The sequence below is a fragment of the Pseudomonas aeruginosa genome (genome assembly GCF_001457615.1).
GTDB lineage: Bacteria > Pseudomonadota > Gammaproteobacteria > Pseudomonadales > Pseudomonadaceae > Pseudomonas > Pseudomonas aeruginosa.
The window spans coordinates 175,979-192,221 of record NZ_LN831024.1 but is presented as its reverse complement, the minus strand read 5'-3'; the positions used below and the strand labels follow the sequence as shown (position 1 = coordinate 192,221).

The 16,243-nt window shown below is 66.9% G+C and carries 12 protein-coding genes; 1 reads left to right on the top strand and 11 read right to left on the bottom strand.

Annotated elements, in window-relative coordinates:
• Window positions 1-5: 5 nt before the first annotated feature.
• From AT700_RS00850 to AT700_RS00835, 4 genes are all read right to left on the bottom strand, one after another.
• On the bottom strand, window positions 6-671 hold the full coding sequence (locus tag AT700_RS00850; protein ID WP_003083903.1) for a TetR/AcrR family transcriptional regulator: 666 nt from the start codon (window positions 669-671) through the stop codon (window positions 6-8).
• A gap of 92 nt (window positions 672-763) precedes the next feature.
• On the bottom strand, window positions 764-2,170 hold the full coding sequence (locus tag AT700_RS00845; RefSeq protein WP_003102211.1) for a uracil-xanthine permease family protein: 1,407 nt from the start codon (window positions 2,168-2,170) through the stop codon (window positions 764-766).
• Window positions 2,171-2,411: 241 nt separating this feature from the next.
• A complete protein-coding gene (locus AT700_RS00840; RefSeq protein WP_003102209.1) occupies window positions 2,412-3,248 on the bottom strand; it encodes an outer membrane protein OmpK in 837 nt (278 codons plus the stop codon).
• A 671-nt stretch (window positions 3,249-3,919) separates the two neighbouring features.
• A complete protein-coding gene (locus AT700_RS00835; protein ID WP_003102206.1) occupies window positions 3,920-5,536 on the bottom strand; it encodes a gamma-glutamyltransferase family protein in 1,617 nt (538 codons plus the stop codon).
• A gap of 77 nt (window positions 5,537-5,613) precedes the next feature.
• Here AT700_RS00835 and AT700_RS00830 point away from each other — a divergent pair, with 77 nt between their 5' ends.
• Window positions 5,614-6,411, top strand: a complete 798-nt coding sequence (locus AT700_RS00830) for an AraC family transcriptional regulator (protein ID WP_003083886.1) — start codon at window positions 5,614-5,616, stop codon at window positions 6,409-6,411.
• A 28-nt stretch (window positions 6,412-6,439) separates the two neighbouring features.
• Here AT700_RS00830 and AT700_RS00825 read toward each other — a convergent pair whose 3' ends face one another.
• The 7 genes from AT700_RS00825 to AT700_RS00790 form a co-directional block, all read right to left on the bottom strand.
• Entirely contained in the window at window positions 6,440-7,774 is a 1,335-nt protein-coding gene (locus AT700_RS00825) for an OprD family porin (RefSeq protein WP_023117252.1), read from the bottom strand.
• A 586-nt stretch (window positions 7,775-8,360) separates the two neighbouring features.
• Window positions 8,361-8,546, bottom strand: coding sequence for a hypothetical protein (locus AT700_RS00815; RefSeq protein WP_003083879.1), 186 nt, complete (start codon window positions 8,544-8,546; stop codon window positions 8,361-8,363).
• A 115-nt stretch (window positions 8,547-8,661) separates the two neighbouring features.
• Window positions 8,662-9,600, bottom strand: coding sequence for a LysR family transcriptional regulator (locus tag AT700_RS00810; RefSeq protein WP_003121631.1), 939 nt, complete (start codon window positions 9,598-9,600; stop codon window positions 8,662-8,664).
• A 198-nt stretch (window positions 9,601-9,798) separates the two neighbouring features.
• On the bottom strand, window positions 9,799-12,846 hold the full coding sequence (gene triC, locus AT700_RS00805) for a triclosan efflux RND transporter permease subunit TriC (RefSeq protein ID WP_003102199.1): 3,048 nt from the start codon (window positions 12,844-12,846) through the stop codon (window positions 9,799-9,801).
• Complete coding sequence (gene triB, locus AT700_RS00800; protein WP_003102196.1) at window positions 12,843-13,913, bottom strand: triclosan efflux RND transporter adaptor protein TriB; 1,071 nt, start codon at window positions 13,911-13,913, stop codon at window positions 12,843-12,845. Before triB ends, triC begins: the two co-directional genes overlap by 4 nt.
• Entirely contained in the window at window positions 13,910-15,061 is a 1,152-nt protein-coding gene (gene triA / locus AT700_RS00795; protein ID WP_003118583.1) for a triclosan efflux RND transporter adaptor protein TriA, read from the bottom strand. The genes triB and triA overlap by 4 nt, the downstream gene beginning before the upstream one ends.
• A 152-nt stretch (window positions 15,062-15,213) precedes the next feature.
• Complete coding sequence (locus AT700_RS00790) at window positions 15,214-16,053, bottom strand: IclR family transcriptional regulator domain-containing protein (RefSeq protein ID WP_003083866.1); 840 nt, start codon at window positions 16,051-16,053, stop codon at window positions 15,214-15,216.
• Window positions 16,054-16,243: the final 190 nt, after the last annotated feature.

The window sequence follows — 16,243 nt, the reverse complement described above, 5'->3', positions numbered from 1 at the left end:
CGCGTTCAGGCCGCCGGCGGGGTCAGTCCGCAGCCCTTGAGGATGATCCGCACCAGGTTGTCGGCGGCGGCGGCGAAGTCCTGCCTGGACATGCGCTTGCGGCCGGTGACCAGGCCGATCTGGCTGGCGAAGTCGGCGTAGTGCTGGGTGCTGCCCCAGAGCAGGAAGATCAGGTGCACGGGATCCACCGGGTCCATCCGGCCGGCGGCGATCCAGGCCTCGAATACCGCGGCGCGGCCGCGGAACCAGCTGCGGTAGTCCTGGTTGAAATGCGCGGTGAGGCACTCGCCGCCGCTGATGATCTCCATGGCGAAGATCCGCGAGGCCAGCGGGTAGCGGCGGGAGAACTCCATCTTGGCGCGGATGTAGCGGGCCAGCGCCTCGGCCGGATCGTCGTCGACGCCGAGGGTGTTGAAGGTACTGTCCCAGAGTTCGAGGATGTTGCTCAGCACCGCCGTGTAGAGGCCCAGCTTGTTGCCGAAGTAGTAGTGCAGGTTGGCCTTGGGCAGGCCGACGTTCTGCGCGATGGTGTTCATGCTGGTGCCCTTGAAGCCGTGGCGGGCGAACTCCTCCTCGGCCGCGGCGAGGATCGCCTCCTCGTTCTTCTGGCGGATGCGCCCGGCCGGCTTGTCGCGGGCGGCCGGGTCGTGGGCGGGCACTGTCAGGGTCATGCGCAGGTTTCCATCGGCGTGATCCCCGCGTTGATACCCCAGCCCGGCCGCGGGACACAAGCCAGGCGCGGAAAAATTTGCAAACGCCCGTATCAACCCAGCGGCTTGCGCCAGCGCGCCAGGGCGCCGCCCTTCGCGCTGGCCTGCGCCGCTTCGGCAACACGCTCCTCGGGCAGCAGCAGGTTGAGCAGGATGGCGGTGATGCCGCCGCTGGTGATCGCCGAGTCGAACAGGGTCTTCACCACCGCCGGCATCTGGTCGAGCAGGGTCGGCTGCGCGGCCACGCCGAGGCCGACGCCGAACGAGGCGGCGATGATCAGCACGCTGCGGCGGTCCATTGCGGTCTGGCCGAGAATGCGGATGCCGGCGGCGGCGACGCTGCCGAACATCACCAGGGTGGCGCCACCGAGCACCGGCTTGGGGATCTGCTGGAGGATCGCGCCGACCCAGGGGAACAGGCCGAGCGCCAGCAACACGCCGCCGATATAGATCCCGACGTGCCGGCTGGCCACCCCGGTGAGCTGGATCACCCCGTTGTTCTGCGCGAAGGTGGTGTTCGGGAAGGCGCTGAAGGTGGCTGCCAGCAGGCAACTGACGCCGTCGCCGAGCACCCCGCCGCGCAACCGCTGCAGGTACGCCGGTCCCTCCAGGGGCTGCCGCGAGAGCATGCAGTTGGCGGTCAGATCGCCGACCGTCTCGATGCTGCTGATCAGGTAGATCAGCGCCACCGGCAGGAAGGCCATCCAGTCGAAGGCGAAGCCGAAGCGGAACGGCTGCGGCAGGCTGACCAGCGGCAGCTCGGGCAACGCCCGCGGAACGAACAGGCCGGTCGCCCAGGCCGCCAGGGTACCCAGCGCCAGGCCGATGACGATGGCGGCCAGGCGCAGCCAGGGCAGGCGCGAGCGGTTCAGCAGGACGATGCTCAGCAGCACCAGCGCGCCCAGCGCGAGATTGGCCGGTGCGCCGAAGTCCGTGGCCCCGGCTCCGCCGCCGAGGTCGGTGATGCCGACCTTGATCAGGCTGACGCCGATCAGGGTGATGACGATGCCGGTGACCAGCGGCGTGATCACCCGGCGAAGATGGCCGAGGAAACGACTGAGGACGATCTGCACGAAGGCGCCGAAGAAGCACACGCCGAAGATCATCGCGAGGATCTCCTCGGGACCGCCGCCGCGCTGCTTCACCAGCATCCCGGCGGCCAGCACGGCGCCGAGGAAGGCGAAGCTGGTGCCTTGCAGGCAGATCATCCCGGCGCCGATGCCGAACGGCCGGCGCGCCTGGATCAGGGTGCCGGCGCCGGAAACCATCAGCGCCATGCTGATCAGGTATGGCAGGTGCTCGCCGAGGCCGAGCAGCGAGCCGATCACCAGCGGCGGAGTGACGATACCGACGAAGCTGGCCAGCACGTGCTGTAGCGCGGCAAGGAAGGCGGGAAGCGGGCGCGGCCGGTCGTCGAGGCCGTAGATGAGGTCGTTGGGGCGCTGGTCTTCGCTATGCATCGGGCCGTCTCAAGTGGCGCTCCTCGGACAGGAGGAGGATGCACGGCTTCTGCAAAAAGCTGTCCAGGTGATCAGCTTATTCCTGCCGCTCAGGCTGCAGGGCGCGCCCGGCGTGGGTCGAGCGAACAACGGGAGGCAAACGCAAGGACGACGAAGGCGACCGTCGCGCACCGTGCCGATGCACGGCGCGCAATGACGGGGCGCGCTGGCGGGGCCCGGCCGGTAGCCCCGCGCGACGGACTCAGAAGTGGTACTTGACCAGGAAGCTTGCGGTGTTCTGGTCGGTGGTGAAGTACTGCGAGTCCTTCACACCGTACTTGTCGGACCAGTAGTCGTACTCCAGGCCCACGTACAGGTGCTTAGGCTCGTAGCCGAGGGCCTTGCCCAGGTCGTACTTGACCTGTGGGTTGAAGTGCAGGTTGGCGTGATAGTCGCTCTGGTTGCGGCGGCTGGTGCTGGCGCTCTTGTTGTTGATCACCCAGTCCATGTAGCCGTCGATGAGGATGTCGGAGTTGCCCACCGGAATGGTGTAGGACCACACCGGGGTGATCTGCCAGGCGCCGGCGCGCACGCGGTTGCCGTCGGGCTTGCGGTAGTAGAAGTTGAGCTGGAAGTAGTCGAAGCCGGGGATCGCCAGGTCGAAGCCCGGGCCGAGCAGGTAGGCCTCGGTGTCGCCTTCGCCGAACTCGTAGGTGCCGGCCAGCAGCACGTCCTTCACCGGGCCGAAGGAGAGGTCCGCTCCGGTGAGCTTGCCGAAGCTCAGGCGCGGAGTGATCTCGCCGTAGTAGGTGTTCTTGCCGTTGCTGGCGTCTTCCTTGCCGTTGTAGTTGATCTGGTCGAAGAAGATGAACAGGTCGCCCCAGGTCCAGCCGCTGGCATGTTCCAGGGTGAAGGTCTGCTGGATCGGCGGGTTGATCTTGAAGTTCTTGCCGTAGAGGTAGGTCAGGCTCTCGTTGTGCCAGAGCAGCGGCCCCGAGTCGGTCTCGTGGGTCGGCGTCATGTCATGGTCTTCGGCGACAGCCTGGCCTGCGGCCAGTAGCCCCCCGGCTAGCATCACGGTGGCGAGTGTGCGGCTCATTGAAACGCTCCTGGAGTGAATAGCTTTTCTTCTAGTGGGCGAACCTGTCCGAGCGGTCAGGCCTCGCCATGGATAGCAAGAACGAAGCCAAGACGGCGCGGGCGCTTCGCCGGGTTTCCTGCGGCGAAGGGAACGCCTGTTTTTTCAGTGTTTTGGACAAAGGCGGCGAAATGCCTCCAACCTCTCTACGACGGCAAAAACCTGACCCCAAGGACAGTTTTTGCCTTGCACTGGTGCGTGGTCGGGAGGGGCGTGCTCGACTTTGGGTTGGCAGCGCGAAGAAAACTGGATACACAAAAACGATTTGTGACAAAAAGAATCAGCAGACTTTTGTACACAAAACAGTGCGTGGTCTTTCTACACATCACCGCCCCGGCGTTCGGGCGAGAAGCGGCGCGGATGATGCCAGAGACGGCGGGCGGAATTCATCCCCGAATGGGGTTTTTCGTCGGGTTTCAGGACGCCCGGACGTAAATTCGCCAGGGCCTGGGAGACTCCGGTGGCATGACAACCAGAAGGCGCTCTCGATGTTGCGTAGCGGAGCGCGCTCGAGTACGGGTCGCCTGGCAGCCTATGCCTGCCGGGACTTCTTGCTTCGCCATCCGCAGGGCGGATACGCCTTGGGCATTATCCGCCGGACAGGTCTCCCCGCCTCACCCACATGGGTCCCCTCACCACACCGCGATCTGCGAATCGGTGCGCGGCTCGGTGCCGCCACAGAGCACGCCGCTGGCCGGGTCGCGCAGGACGATCTGGCCGCGCCCGTAGCTGGTCGAGTCGTAGGCGATCTCCACCTGGTGCCCACGCTGCGCCAGCTCCGCCGCCAGCGCGCGCGGCGCGGCATGTTCGATGCCGACGCGCAGCCCGCCCAGCCACTGCCAGCGCGGCGCGTCGAGGGCAGCCTGGGGGTTGAGGCCGAAGTCCACCAGGTTCATCACCATCTGCACGTGGCCCTGCGGCTGCATATAGGCGCCCATCACGCCGAACGGGCCGAGCGGCACGCCGTCCTTGCTGAGGAAACCGGGAATGATGGTGTGGAAGGTCTGCTTGCCCGGCTCCAGGCAATTCACGTGGTCCGGATCGAGGCTGAACTCGGCGCCGCGGTTCTGCAAGGCGATGCCGGTGCCGGGCACCACCACGCCGGAGCCGAAGCCGTGGTAGTTGCTCTGGATGAACGAGACCAGGTTGCCCTCCTCGTCGCCACAGGCCAGGTACACCGTGCCGCCCGGCCTCGGCTGGCCGGGACTGGGATCGAGCGCGCGCTCGCCGATCAGCGCACGGCGGCTGGCGGCGTAGTCCTCGTGCAGCAGTTCCTCGACCGAGACCCGCATCGACTGCGGCTGGCTGATGTAGTGCAGCCCGTCGACGTACGCCAGCTTCATCGCCTCCAGTTGGCGATGCCAGGTCCGCGCGCAGTCGCGCTCGCCGAATTCGAAGCCCTTGAGGATGTTCAGGGTCATCAGGGCGATCAGGCCCTGGCCGCTCGGCGGAATCTCCCAGACGTCATAGCCACGGTAGTTCAGTGAGATCGGTTCGACCCACTTCGCCTGGTAGCCGGCCAGGTCCTCCGCGCGCAGGTAGCCGCCGCTGCGCTCGGCGTGGCCGACGATGGCCCTGGCCAGCTCGCCGCGATAGAAGCTTTCGCACTGGCTGCGCGCCAGCTCGTCCAGGGTGTCGGCCTGGCCCGGCTGGCGGAACACCTCGCCGGCGCGCGGCGCCCGGCCGTCGATGAGGAACTCGTCGAACCAGGCCCGCAGCTCGGGCCGCTGCGGCAACGCCGCGCGGAACTTGTCCAGGCCGCTCTGCCACAGGCGGGCGATCACCGGCGAGACCGGAAAGCCATCGCGAGCCAGCTCGATCGCCGGCCGCAGCAGTTGTTCGAACGGCAATTTGCCGAAGCGCCGCGACAGTTCGCCCCAGGCCGCCGGACAGCCCGGCACGGTGACCGGCGTCCAGCCGTACAGCGGCATCCGCTCGTGGCCGGCGGCGCGCACCCGCTCGCGATCGAGCAGGCCCGGCGCGCGCCCGCTGGCGTCCAGGCCGTGCAGGCGTCCGCGGGTCCAGACCAGGGCGAAGGCATCGCCGCCAATCCCGCAGCCGGTCGGCTCGACCACCGTCAGCGCGGCGGCGGTGGCGATCGCCGCGTCGATGGCATTGCCGCCACGGCGCAATATCTCCAACCCGACCTGCGCCGCCTGCGGCTGCGAGGTGGCGACCATGCCGCGGCGGGCATGGACCGGCGAACGTTGCGAGGCGTAGGGAAGCGCGTGGGCGGAGAAGTCGAGCATCGGCGTGGGCTCCGGGAAACTTGAGGCGGCAGGTTAGCCCTGCCAGACTCTGCCGACTAGCGACACGACGCCAAGTCATGACGATGAACGGACAGCCTGCGGAACTGCACCGCCCGATTCCCACCCTCGCCCGCCTGCCACGGCCGGTCTACGCGCGCGCCGAAAGCCTGCGCGCCGGCTCCTGGACCTCGCGCCACCGGCACGCCTGGGTACAGCTTTCCTACGCCATCAGCGGCGTGCTCGGCGTACATACCGCCGAGGGCAGCTTCTTCGCCCCGCCGCAGCGGGCGATCTGGATTCCGGCGCAGCTGGAACACGAGGTGGTCACCTCCACCCGCGCCGAGATGCGCAGCCTGTACATCCGTGGCGACGCCTGCGCCTGGGCGCCGACGCGTTGCCGGGTGCTGGAGGTGACGCCGCTGGCGCGCGAGCTGATCAAGAGTTTCTGCGAGTTGCCGGTGGACTACCCGGAGGGCGACAGCGCCGAATCGCGGCTGGTGCAGGTGCTGCTGGACCAGTTGCGGCTGCTGCCGGAGGTCGCCTTCTCCCTGCCGATGCCGCGCGAGCCGCGCCTGCTGCGGCTGTGCCAGGCACTGATCGACGAACCGACCCAGAGCCTGACCATGGGCGACTGGGCGCAGCGCCTGGGCACCTCGGAAAAGACCCTGTCGCGCCTGTTCCAGCGCGAGACCGGGATGAACTACCGGCTCTGGCGCCAACGCCAGCGCCTGCTCGCCTCGCTCAACGCGCTGGAAGCCGGCGACAGCGTCACCGGCGCCGCCCTGGACAGCGGCTACGACTCGACCTCGGCCTACATCGCCGCCTTCAAGGGACTCTTCGGCTTCACTCCCGGCGAACTGTTCCGCCAGCGCTGAGCCCGGCGAAGGGCCCAGCGCGCGGGGCTCAGAGCACGTCGATGGGATAGTCGACGATCACCCGGTATTCGTCGATGTCGTTGTCCACCGCGCTGTAGCCGCCGGTGCCGCGGTGGGTGGCCCAGCGCAGGCGCAGCGAGAGGTCCTTGGCCGGACCGCCCTGGACCACGTACTGCAGGTCGAGGTCGCGTTCCCAGTGCTTGGCGTTCTTGCCGTCGGCGCTGTACCAGCCGCCGTAGCCGGGGCTGTCCGGATCGACCCGGGTCAGGTCCAGCTTGCCGCGCGAGTACGAGGCCGAGGCGCTCAGGCCGGGTAGGCCGAGGGCGACGAAGTCGTAGTCGTATTGCAGCTTCCAGGACTTCTCGTTGGGACCGTTGAAGTCGGAATACTGCTGCGAGTTGTCGAGGAAGATGCTGTCGCCCTGGTTGATGTAGTCGAACGGCGTGTTGCCGTTGACCTTCTGCAGCACCGCGGTGACGGTGTGCTGCCTGTAGCCGACCGCGAAATGCAGGCTGTAGGTGTTGTTGTCGATCCGGCCGAGCAACGAGTCGCCGCTGTCGACGGTCTTGTAGTAGTGCGCGCCGGGGTTCAGCGACCAGTTGTCGTCGATCTCGTAGGTGTAGTCGACGTCGGCGTAGTACTGCTTCCAGACGTTCTGCAGTTCGGCGGCGTACAGGCTGCTGGTGAAGCCCTCGATGCCGCCCCAGGTGCCGCCCAGCCAGCTGAGATGATGGCTGTCGCGGTCGCCCGGCAGTTCGCCGTAGTACGAGCCGAGGCGACGGTGGCCACTCTGGTTGTAGTACTTGGTGAAACTGACCTGGCCAGCCGTGAGGGTCAGGTCCTCGAAACTGTTGTTGGTCAGGCTCACACCGCGGAAGGTCTGCGGCAGCATGCGCGACTCGCCGCCGGCGACCACCGGGTTGCTGAGGAACTGGTCGCCCAGCTTCAGCTCGGTGTCGAAGGCGCGGATCTTCAGCGCCGCCCCGCCACTGGAGAACTCATCGGGCGCCTTGCCGGATTCGTAGCCTTCCTTGCTCGGCGCGGTGATCGGCAGGATGCTGGTGCCGCCGGTACCGCCGCCGCCGTCGAGCTTCAGCCCGAGCATGCCGTAGGCGTCGACGCCGAAGCCGACCACGCCGGGCGTGTAGCCGGACTGAAAGGTGGCGATGAAGCCTTGCGCCCATTCCTTGCTGTCGTGCCCGGAAGCGTGCCGGCGGTCATGGTTGAAGTAGTAGTTGCGGGTCAGCAATTGGAGGCTGGAGCCTTCGATGAAGCCTTCTTTGGCTTCCCCCTCATCGGCCCAGGCGGCGGACGCGGTGCACAGCGCCAGCGCCATCGGCGTCAAGGCGAACAGATTCCTCATTGCGGTTGCTCCTTCTTACAGCGTGGTGAAATCCGGCAAGGCCGGAAAGCGTGTTGTGGTGTCGTTCCCGGCGACGCTTCTGCTGGCGTCGCGCGGGCGATCGCTCCCATGGGGCGCCCAGCCGGGCGCAACCCGAAAAAAAAGGCCGCTGGTATCAGCGGCCTTGAGAAGACGTCGAATAGGAGCAATCAAAGTTCGGCGTCGGGAAGTCTTGCCAGTGTATTTCCGGACACTGGAAACCGGCTGGAACGCAGTCGGACTCTTCTATTGAAAGTCTCTTCGACTCATCAGGCTTTAGGCTTTCCACGTCCCGCTCTTGCATGGCGAGATCGATGAAGACAGAACGAATATCGTCGACAGCCAGCGACAATTATCCATTGAGCTGGCGCGATTATATTTTTTTGCCACTATCGGAAAAACCCGATATCCAACGAAAGTCTTTTACATATTCTGCAAGAATTGTCCGAACGGTCAGGAAGGCAAAAAAAACGCCGCATATCATATGCGGCGCAAGGACAGGGTACCCAGGCTCACGCTTCCCGAGTACCCGGGGGAAGCCATGGCGCGGCTGGCGCCATGCGCTAGATCAGGAGTCGCTGCGGGCCCCGGCCTGCGCGGCGGAGGCGGAAAGTTCCTGCTGGTGCTCGATGGCCTGCTGGTTGGCGTCGACCATGCGGTTGGTCATCAGCGAGGACTCTTCGGCGAAACCGGCCTGGGAAAATGCGAGGGAAAACAAACTGAGTATGGCGGCAGCAAGGATCTGGCGATTCATGGCGGGTCTCCGATGACACCCTGTTCACTTGGGACAGGCGCCATATTAGTTAACCGCCATGCTCGGAAAAATAGCCAAACAGACGAGAGAGTATTACCTCAATAACAACAATCCTTCACTGTGCCCAGTAACTTGAACTTTGCATGGTAGTTTCGTCGCGGGCGAATGCCTGGGGAAGTTCCTGTTGCAACAGATCGACCCAGGTGCGGATCTTCGCGTCCAGGTAACGCCGCGAGGGATACAGCGCATAGATGGTCCGCTGGTGCATGGCATGGCCGGGCAACACTCGTAGCAGCTCGCCGTTGCGCAGCGCCGCGGCCGCCACGTAGCTGGGCAGCAGGGCGATGCCGAGGTCGGCCTTGGCCGCCTGGGCCATGACCTCGGCGACATTGACCATGAAGGTGTTCTGCGGGCTGACGGTGCGCTCGCCCTGCTCGTCGGCGAAGATCCAGCCCTCCGGGTAGGCCGGGTCCTGCAGGCGCAGGCAGACGTGGCGCTCCAGGTCGTCCACCGAGCGTGGCACGCCGTGCTGCTGCAGGTAGCCGGGACTGGCGCAGAGCACGCTGTGGATGCTGCCCAGGCGCTGGGCGACGAACTCCGAGTCGGGCAACTGGCGCTCGCCGGTGATCAGCACGTCCTGGCCTTCCTCGAGCATGTCCGGGTTGCGCTGGGACAGGGTCAGCTCGATCACCACGTCGGGGAACAGTGCGCCGTAGCGGGCGATCATCGGCACCAGGTGATGCTGGCCCATGCCCATCAGCGACTGCACGCGCAAGCGGCCGCAGGGGCGGATGTGCGCGCCGGCGGCTTCGGCCTCGGCGACCTCGATGTCCTCGAGGATCCCGCGGCACCGCTCCAGGTAGCGCTCGCCGGCCTCGGTCAGGGCCAGGCGCCGGGTGGTGCGGTGCAGCAGGCGCGTCTGCAGGTGCGCCTCCAGGTCGGAGATCAGCCGCGATACCTGCGCGGTGGACAGGTCCAGGGCCTGGGCGGCGGAAGTGAAGCTGCCGCTGTCCACCACCCTGGCGAACACGCGCATGCCTTGCAATGTGTCCACTATTACCTCGGTTGCAAAACAGATTCGTAAATTGGTCGGATTTTCCCTGGCGCCGGGCTGCCTATACTGGCCGCCGTCGCCGTAGCAACGCCGGGCATACCCTGCCCGGCGTCGGGGCGGATGGCCCACCCGCCGTCCGCTCTCCTTCCCCCCGCACAGACTCTGCTACGGCGGCGCCCCCTTCCCCTTACGCCGCGCTCAGCGTCCCGGTTCCGGAATCCGGTACCAGGCGACGTACAGCGCCGGCAGGAAGATCAGCGTGAGCAGCGTGGCGGCGACGATGCCGCCGATCATCGCATAGGCCATCGGCCCCCAGAACACTTCGCGGGCGATGGGGATCATCCCCAGGCTGGCCGCCGCCGCCGTCAGCAGGATCGGCCGGGTGCGGTGGTGGGTGGCTTCCAGCACGGCTTCCCAGGGCGTCTTGCCGTCTTTCTCGAAGGCATCGATCTGGGTCACCAGGATCACCGAGTTGCGGATGATGATGCCGATCAGCGCGAGAATCCCGAGGATCGCCACGAAGCCCATCGGCGTGCCGGTCGGCAGCAACGCCGCGACCACCCCGATCAGCCCCAGCGGCGCGACGCTGGCCACCAGGAACAGCTTCTGCACGCTCTGCAACTGGATCATCAGGAAGGTCGCCATGAGGAACAGCATCAGCGGCACCACCTTGGCGATCGGGCCCTCGGCCTTGCCGCTCTCCTCCACCGTGCCGCCCACTTCGATCCGGTAGTTCGCCGGCAGGCCGTCGGCGAAGCGCTTGACCTCCGGCGCCAGCCGGGCGACCAGGTCGGTGGGCTGGATCTCGCCGCGCAGCGACGCCTTCACCGTGATCGTCGGCTTGCGGTCGCGGCGCCACACCAGCGGCTGCTCCAGCTCGTAGCTGACCTTGGCGAACGCCTTGAGCGGGATCGAGGTGCCGCTGGGCGTGACGATCTGCAGGCTCTCCAGGGTCTCCAGCGAGCCGCGCTCGCTATCCTCGGCGCGGCCGATGACGTTCACCAGGTAGATGTCGTCGCGCACCTGGGTCACCGCGCTGCCGGTCACCACGCTGTTCATGATCTGCGCCACGTCCTCGGAGGAAAGCCCGAGCTGGCGCGCCTTGTCCTGGGCGATGTCGATCTTGAGCATCTTCCCGGGCTCGTTCCAGTCGTAGACGATATCGCCGATGTTCGGGTTGCCGTCGAGCACGCCGGCCAGGCCCATGGCGTACTCGCGGACCTTGTCGATCTGCGGTCCGCTGACCCGGTACTGGATCGGCCGTCCCACCGGCGGCCCCATCTCCAGCGGCTGCACGTAGGTGCTGATGCCGACGTAGTCCTTGCGCAAGCGATCGCGCAGGCGCGCGGCGACGCGCTCGCGGGCCTCCAGGTCCTTGGTGACGATCACCAGCTGGCCATAGAAGTTGTTCTGCAACTGCTGGTCCAGCGGCAGGTAGAAGCGGATCGCGCCTTCGCCGACGTAGGCGCTCCAGTGGTCGATGTCCTCGTCGTCCTTCAGCGTCGCTTCCAGGCGGTCCATCACCGCCCTGGTCTCGTGGATGCTGCTGTTTTGCGGCAGGTTGAGGTCGACCAGCAGTTCCGGACGGTCGGAAGACGGGAAGAACTGGTGCTGGACGAACTTCATCAGGAACAGCGACACGCCGAACAGCAGCGCGGTGAGGAAGATGGTCGTCCAGCGCCGGCGCATCGCCAGGTGCAGCAGGCTGTCGAAACGCTCGGCGATGCGGCCCTTCTTCTGCTCCGACTTGTGCTTGAGAGTCTTCGGCAGGATGTGCACGGCGATCACCGGGGCGAACAGCACCGCGACGATCCACGACAGCAGCAGCGCCACGGCGATCACTGCGAACAGGGTGAAGGTGTACTCGCCGGCGGAGCTGGCGTTGAGCCCGATGGGCACGAAGCCGGCCACCGTCACCAGGGTCCCGGTGAGCATCGGGAAGGCCGTCGAGGTGTAGGCGTAGGTCGCCGAGTCGTGCAGCGAGTCGCCCAGTTCGAGGCGCGTGATCATCATCTCCACGGTGATCATGGCATCGTCCACCAGCAGGCCGAGGGCGATGATCAGCGCGCCGAGGGAAACCCGCTGCATGGTGATGTCGGTGTATTCCATGAACACGAAGACCATCGCCAGCACCAGCGGGATCGAGCAGGCCACCACCAGCCCGGCGCGCAGGCCGAGGCTGACGAAGCTGACGATGAGGACGATCACCACCGCCTCGAACAGCGCCCGGGTGAAACCGCCGACCGCCTTCTTCACCACCTGGGCCTGGTTCGACACCTGGTGCACGCCGACGCCAACCGGCAGTTCGCCGGTGATCTCCTGCATGCGCGCATTGAGCGCCTCGCCGAACTCGAGGATATTGCCGCCCTCCTTCATCGCCACCGCCAGGCCGATGGCCGGCTCGCCCTTGTAGCGGAACAGCGAGGTCGGCGGGTCGACGAAATCGCGGCTGATGCTGGCCAGGTCGGACAGCCGGTAGAAACGATCGTTGACCCGCAGGTTGACCGCCTGCAGGTCCTTTTCCGAACGGAAGTTGCCTGAGGTGCGCACCGAGATGCGCTCGGGGCCGGCCTCGACCACGCCGGACGGGGTCACCGCGTTCTGCGCCTGCAGGCTCTGCACGACCTGGCGCTGGTCGAGACCGAGGGCGGCCAGCTTGCGGGTGGAGAAGTTGAGGTAGATGACCTCGTTCTGCGCACCGATCATCTGCACCTTGCCCAGGTCTTTCACCGAGCGGATGTCCAGGCGCACCTTCTCCACGTAGTCGCGCAGCTGGCGGAAGTCCAGGCCGTCGGCGGTGAAGGCGTAGACGCTGCCGAACACGTCGCCGAACTCGTCGTTGAAACCCGGTCCCTGGATGCCCTGGGGGAATTCCCCCTGGATGTCGGAGATCTTCTTGCGCACCTGGTACCAGATATCCGGGATGTCGCCGGCCTTGGTGGTGTCCTTCAGGTAGACGAAGACCGTCGATTCGCCGGGTCGCGTGTAGCTCTTCACGTAATCCAGCGAGTCCAGCTCCTCGAGCTTCTTCTCGATGCGGTCGGTGACCTGCTCCAGGGTGTCGTCCACCGTGGCGCCCGGCCAGCGGGTCTGGATGACCATGGTCTTGATGGCGAACGAGGGATCCTCCTCGCGCCCCAGGTTGAGGTAGGAGAACACGCCCATCACCAGCGATACCGCCATCAGGTACCAGACCAGGGACTGGTGGCGCAGGGCCCAGTCCGACAGGTTGAAACCGCCCTTCATCGCGCATCCTCGTCGAGTTTGATCTTCTGGCCGGGCTTGAGGCTGTTGACTCCGGCGCGGACCACCCGGTCGCCGTCGGCCAGGCCCTGTCCGATCACCACCTGGCGTTCGTCGCGGCTGAGCACCTGTACCTCGCGCAGGGCCACGCTGGACTGTTTCCCATCGACGACCCAGACCTGGGTCTTGCCGTCCCGCTCCAGCAGCACGCTGGCCGGCAGCACGCTGCGCACGCTACCGGCGCTGCTCAGCTGGACCTGGATGGTCGAACCGAGGCGAAACGCCTCCGGCGTCTGCGCCAGGCTCAGGCGCACGCGACGGGTGCGGGTCGAGGCGTCGGCCTGCGGACCCAGCTCGCGGATGCTGCCGGTGGTCCTGGCCTGCGGGTCGAGCTGGGCGCTGACCAGGAAGCGCGCGTCGGCCGGCAGGCTCTCGGCGACCTCGGTGGGCAGGTCGAAGACTGCCTCGCGCACTTCGGGCCGGGCCAGGGTGACCACCGCCTGGCCGGCGCTGACCACTTGCCCGGCCTCGGCGTGCCAGGTGGTGATGACGCCGTCGAAATCGGTCACCAGGCGCGTGTAGGAAAGCTGGTCCCTGGCCTGCTGCACCGCCGCTTTGGCCTGGTCGAAGCTGGCCTGGCTGGTCTTCAGGCGGGTCCGCGCATCGTCCAGGCGCGCCTGGGCGGTGACGCTGCGGGCGAACAGTTCTTCCTGGCGCCGGGCATTGGCCTGGGCGTCGATCAACTGTGCCTCGGCGCTGGCCAGATCGCCCTGGCTGGCGCGCAACTGGTTCTGCTGGTCGGTGGGGTCGAGGGTCGCCAGCAGCGCGCCCTTGCCGACGAAGTCACCGACGTCGAACAGGCGCGAGGCGATCCGTCCGTTGGTGCGGAAGCCGAGCACGCTCTCGTAGCGCGCCTGGATGCTCCCGGCGAAGCGACCGAGGTCGTCGTTCTTCAGGGTCTTCACGGTCACCGTCAGCACCGGCCGCGGCGGTGCCGGCGGCGGCTCGTCGCCGCAGCCGGAGAGGAGCAGGACGAAGCCGAACAGGCCGGCGAGGGAAAACGGCTTCATGGCTGGCCTCCGCCCACGGCGTCGCGGCTGGCGGTGCTCTGGGTCGGCTGCGGCGGCTGGGCCACCTCGACCACCTGGCCCGGATGGAGCAGTTGGCCGCCCACCGTGACCACCGTCTGGCCCGCCTCCAGGCCACCGTCGATGACCACCTTCTCGCTGGCGTAGCGTGCCACCCGCACCGGTTGCAGACGCGCCTTGCCTTGCTGGTCGAGCAACCAGACCGCCGGCTGCTCGCCGACCTTGGACAGCGCCGACCAGGGCAGCACCACGCTGTGCTCGGCCGGCGCGGCGACGCTGGCGTTGACCACGCTGCCGAGGCTCATTTCCGCCGGCACCGAGTCGAGGCCGACCTTGACCTTCAGCGTACCGCTGCGCTCGTCCACCGTGGGGGTGATCTCGCGGACCTTGCCGCTGGCGGTGACTTCCGGCTTGCCGAGCAGGCTGACGGTGATCCGCTGGCCGTCGACATCGTGGCTGAACAACGACTCGTAGACGTTGAACACCGCGTCGCGCTCGCCGTCGCGGGCCAGGGTGAAGATCGGCACGGTGGCCTGCACCACCTGGCCGACCTCGGCCTGGCGGGCGGTGATGACCCCGGCGTCGGAGGCACGCAGCTCGGTATAGGAAAGCAGGTCGCGGGCGTTGGCCAACTGCGCCTGGGCGGCCTTCAGCGAACTCTGCGCGCTGCGCACCGAGGCCAGCGCCTGGTCGTACTCGCTCTGGCTGGTGTAGCCCTTGGGCAGCAGCGCCTTCTGCCGCTGGTAGTTGAGGTCGGCGAGCTTCGACTGCGCCTGCTGCGCGGCGACCGCCGCCTGGGCGTTCTCCACGTTGCTGCGCTGGTCCTGCGGGTCGAGCCGCGCCAACACCTGGCCAGCCGCGACGTGGTCGCCGACATCGACCAGGCGCTCGACGATCTTGCCGCCGACACGGAACGACTGGTCGGCCTGTACCCGTGCCTGGATGTCGCCGGTGATCGAGGTGGCCGAGGCGAACTCGGCCATCTTCACCGTCTGCGCCAGCACACGGACGTGTTCCTCGGCGGGCGGCTCGGCGCCGCAACCGACAAGCAGGCCGGCGCACAGGATGGCGGGCAGCGCCATCCGCGACCAGCGACCTTTGGAATGAAAAGCGCCTCTGGCGTCTGACATGCCTTCCCCTTCGCGATCCATACAGATACCGGCCGATCCGGCCGGAAACTCCCAGAATTGGCAGGGATTCTAGCCGCGTCCCCAAGGATTGCGACTATCAGATGGAAGCGGGGGTTCCTTTTCCAAACTTGTGGAGGGGATCGCCTCCGGCGTCAGGTGAACAGGCGCGCGCTCAGCTCGCGGCTGGCCTCCAGCAGCAACGGCAGGAAACGGCTTTCCAGTTCGGCGCGGGAGACCCGCCCGGCATGGGTGCCGACGTTCAGCGCGGCGAGCACATGGCCGGCGGAGTCGCGTACCGGCACCGCCAGCGAGCGCAGGCCGACTTCCAGCTCCTGGTCGACGATGCACCAGCCCTGGCGACGAATCTCCACCAGGCACGGCAGCAGGGTCTCGGGGGTATACAGGGTACGGCTGGTCTTGGCCTGCATCTCCACTCCGCCGAAGTAGGCGTGCAGCGCGTCGTCGTCCAGCGCGGCGAGGAGGATGCGGCCCATCGAGGTGCAATAGGCGGGCAGCCGGCTGCCGACGTTGAGGTCCACCGAAATCAGCCGCTGGGGAGTGGCCGAACGGGCGATGTAGAGCACGTCGTCGCCCTCCAGGGTGGCCATCGAACAGGCTTCGTGGAGCTGTTCGCTGAGGCGGTCGAGGATCGGCTGCGCAGTGATCGCCAGCGGCGTCGACGACAGGTAGGCGTGGCCGAGGGTGAGCACCTTCGGCAACAGCGAGTAGGTGCGCCCGTCGGTGGTGGCGTAGCCAAGCTGCATCAGCGTGTGCAGGCAGCGACGCACGGCGGCGCGGGGTATCTCGGTGCGGTGGCTGATCTGGGCGATGGTCAGGTGCCGCTTGCGCTCCTGGAACGCATGGATCACCGCCAGGCCACGGGCCAGCGAGGTCATGAAGTTGGGATCGCCGGTGAAGGCCTCGATGCGCTTGGCCGGCGAAAGGACGGTCGGCGGCGCCAGGGTGGCGGGGTGTTCCGGGAGTTCGCTCATGGACGTTCGGGCTCGGGTCACGGAAAGGCTCGCCGATTATCGGACACTCGTTCGATCATCGCAATTGACCGGAGCGCCTCCGACTGTAGTACTGTCGGGGCTACCCATCGCCCTCCGGGAGTAATGTCAGGTACCCATCGGCGGGTTCTGGGTACGCCCTTGCCGCTCCGGCAAGGGCGCCCTTCCTTCC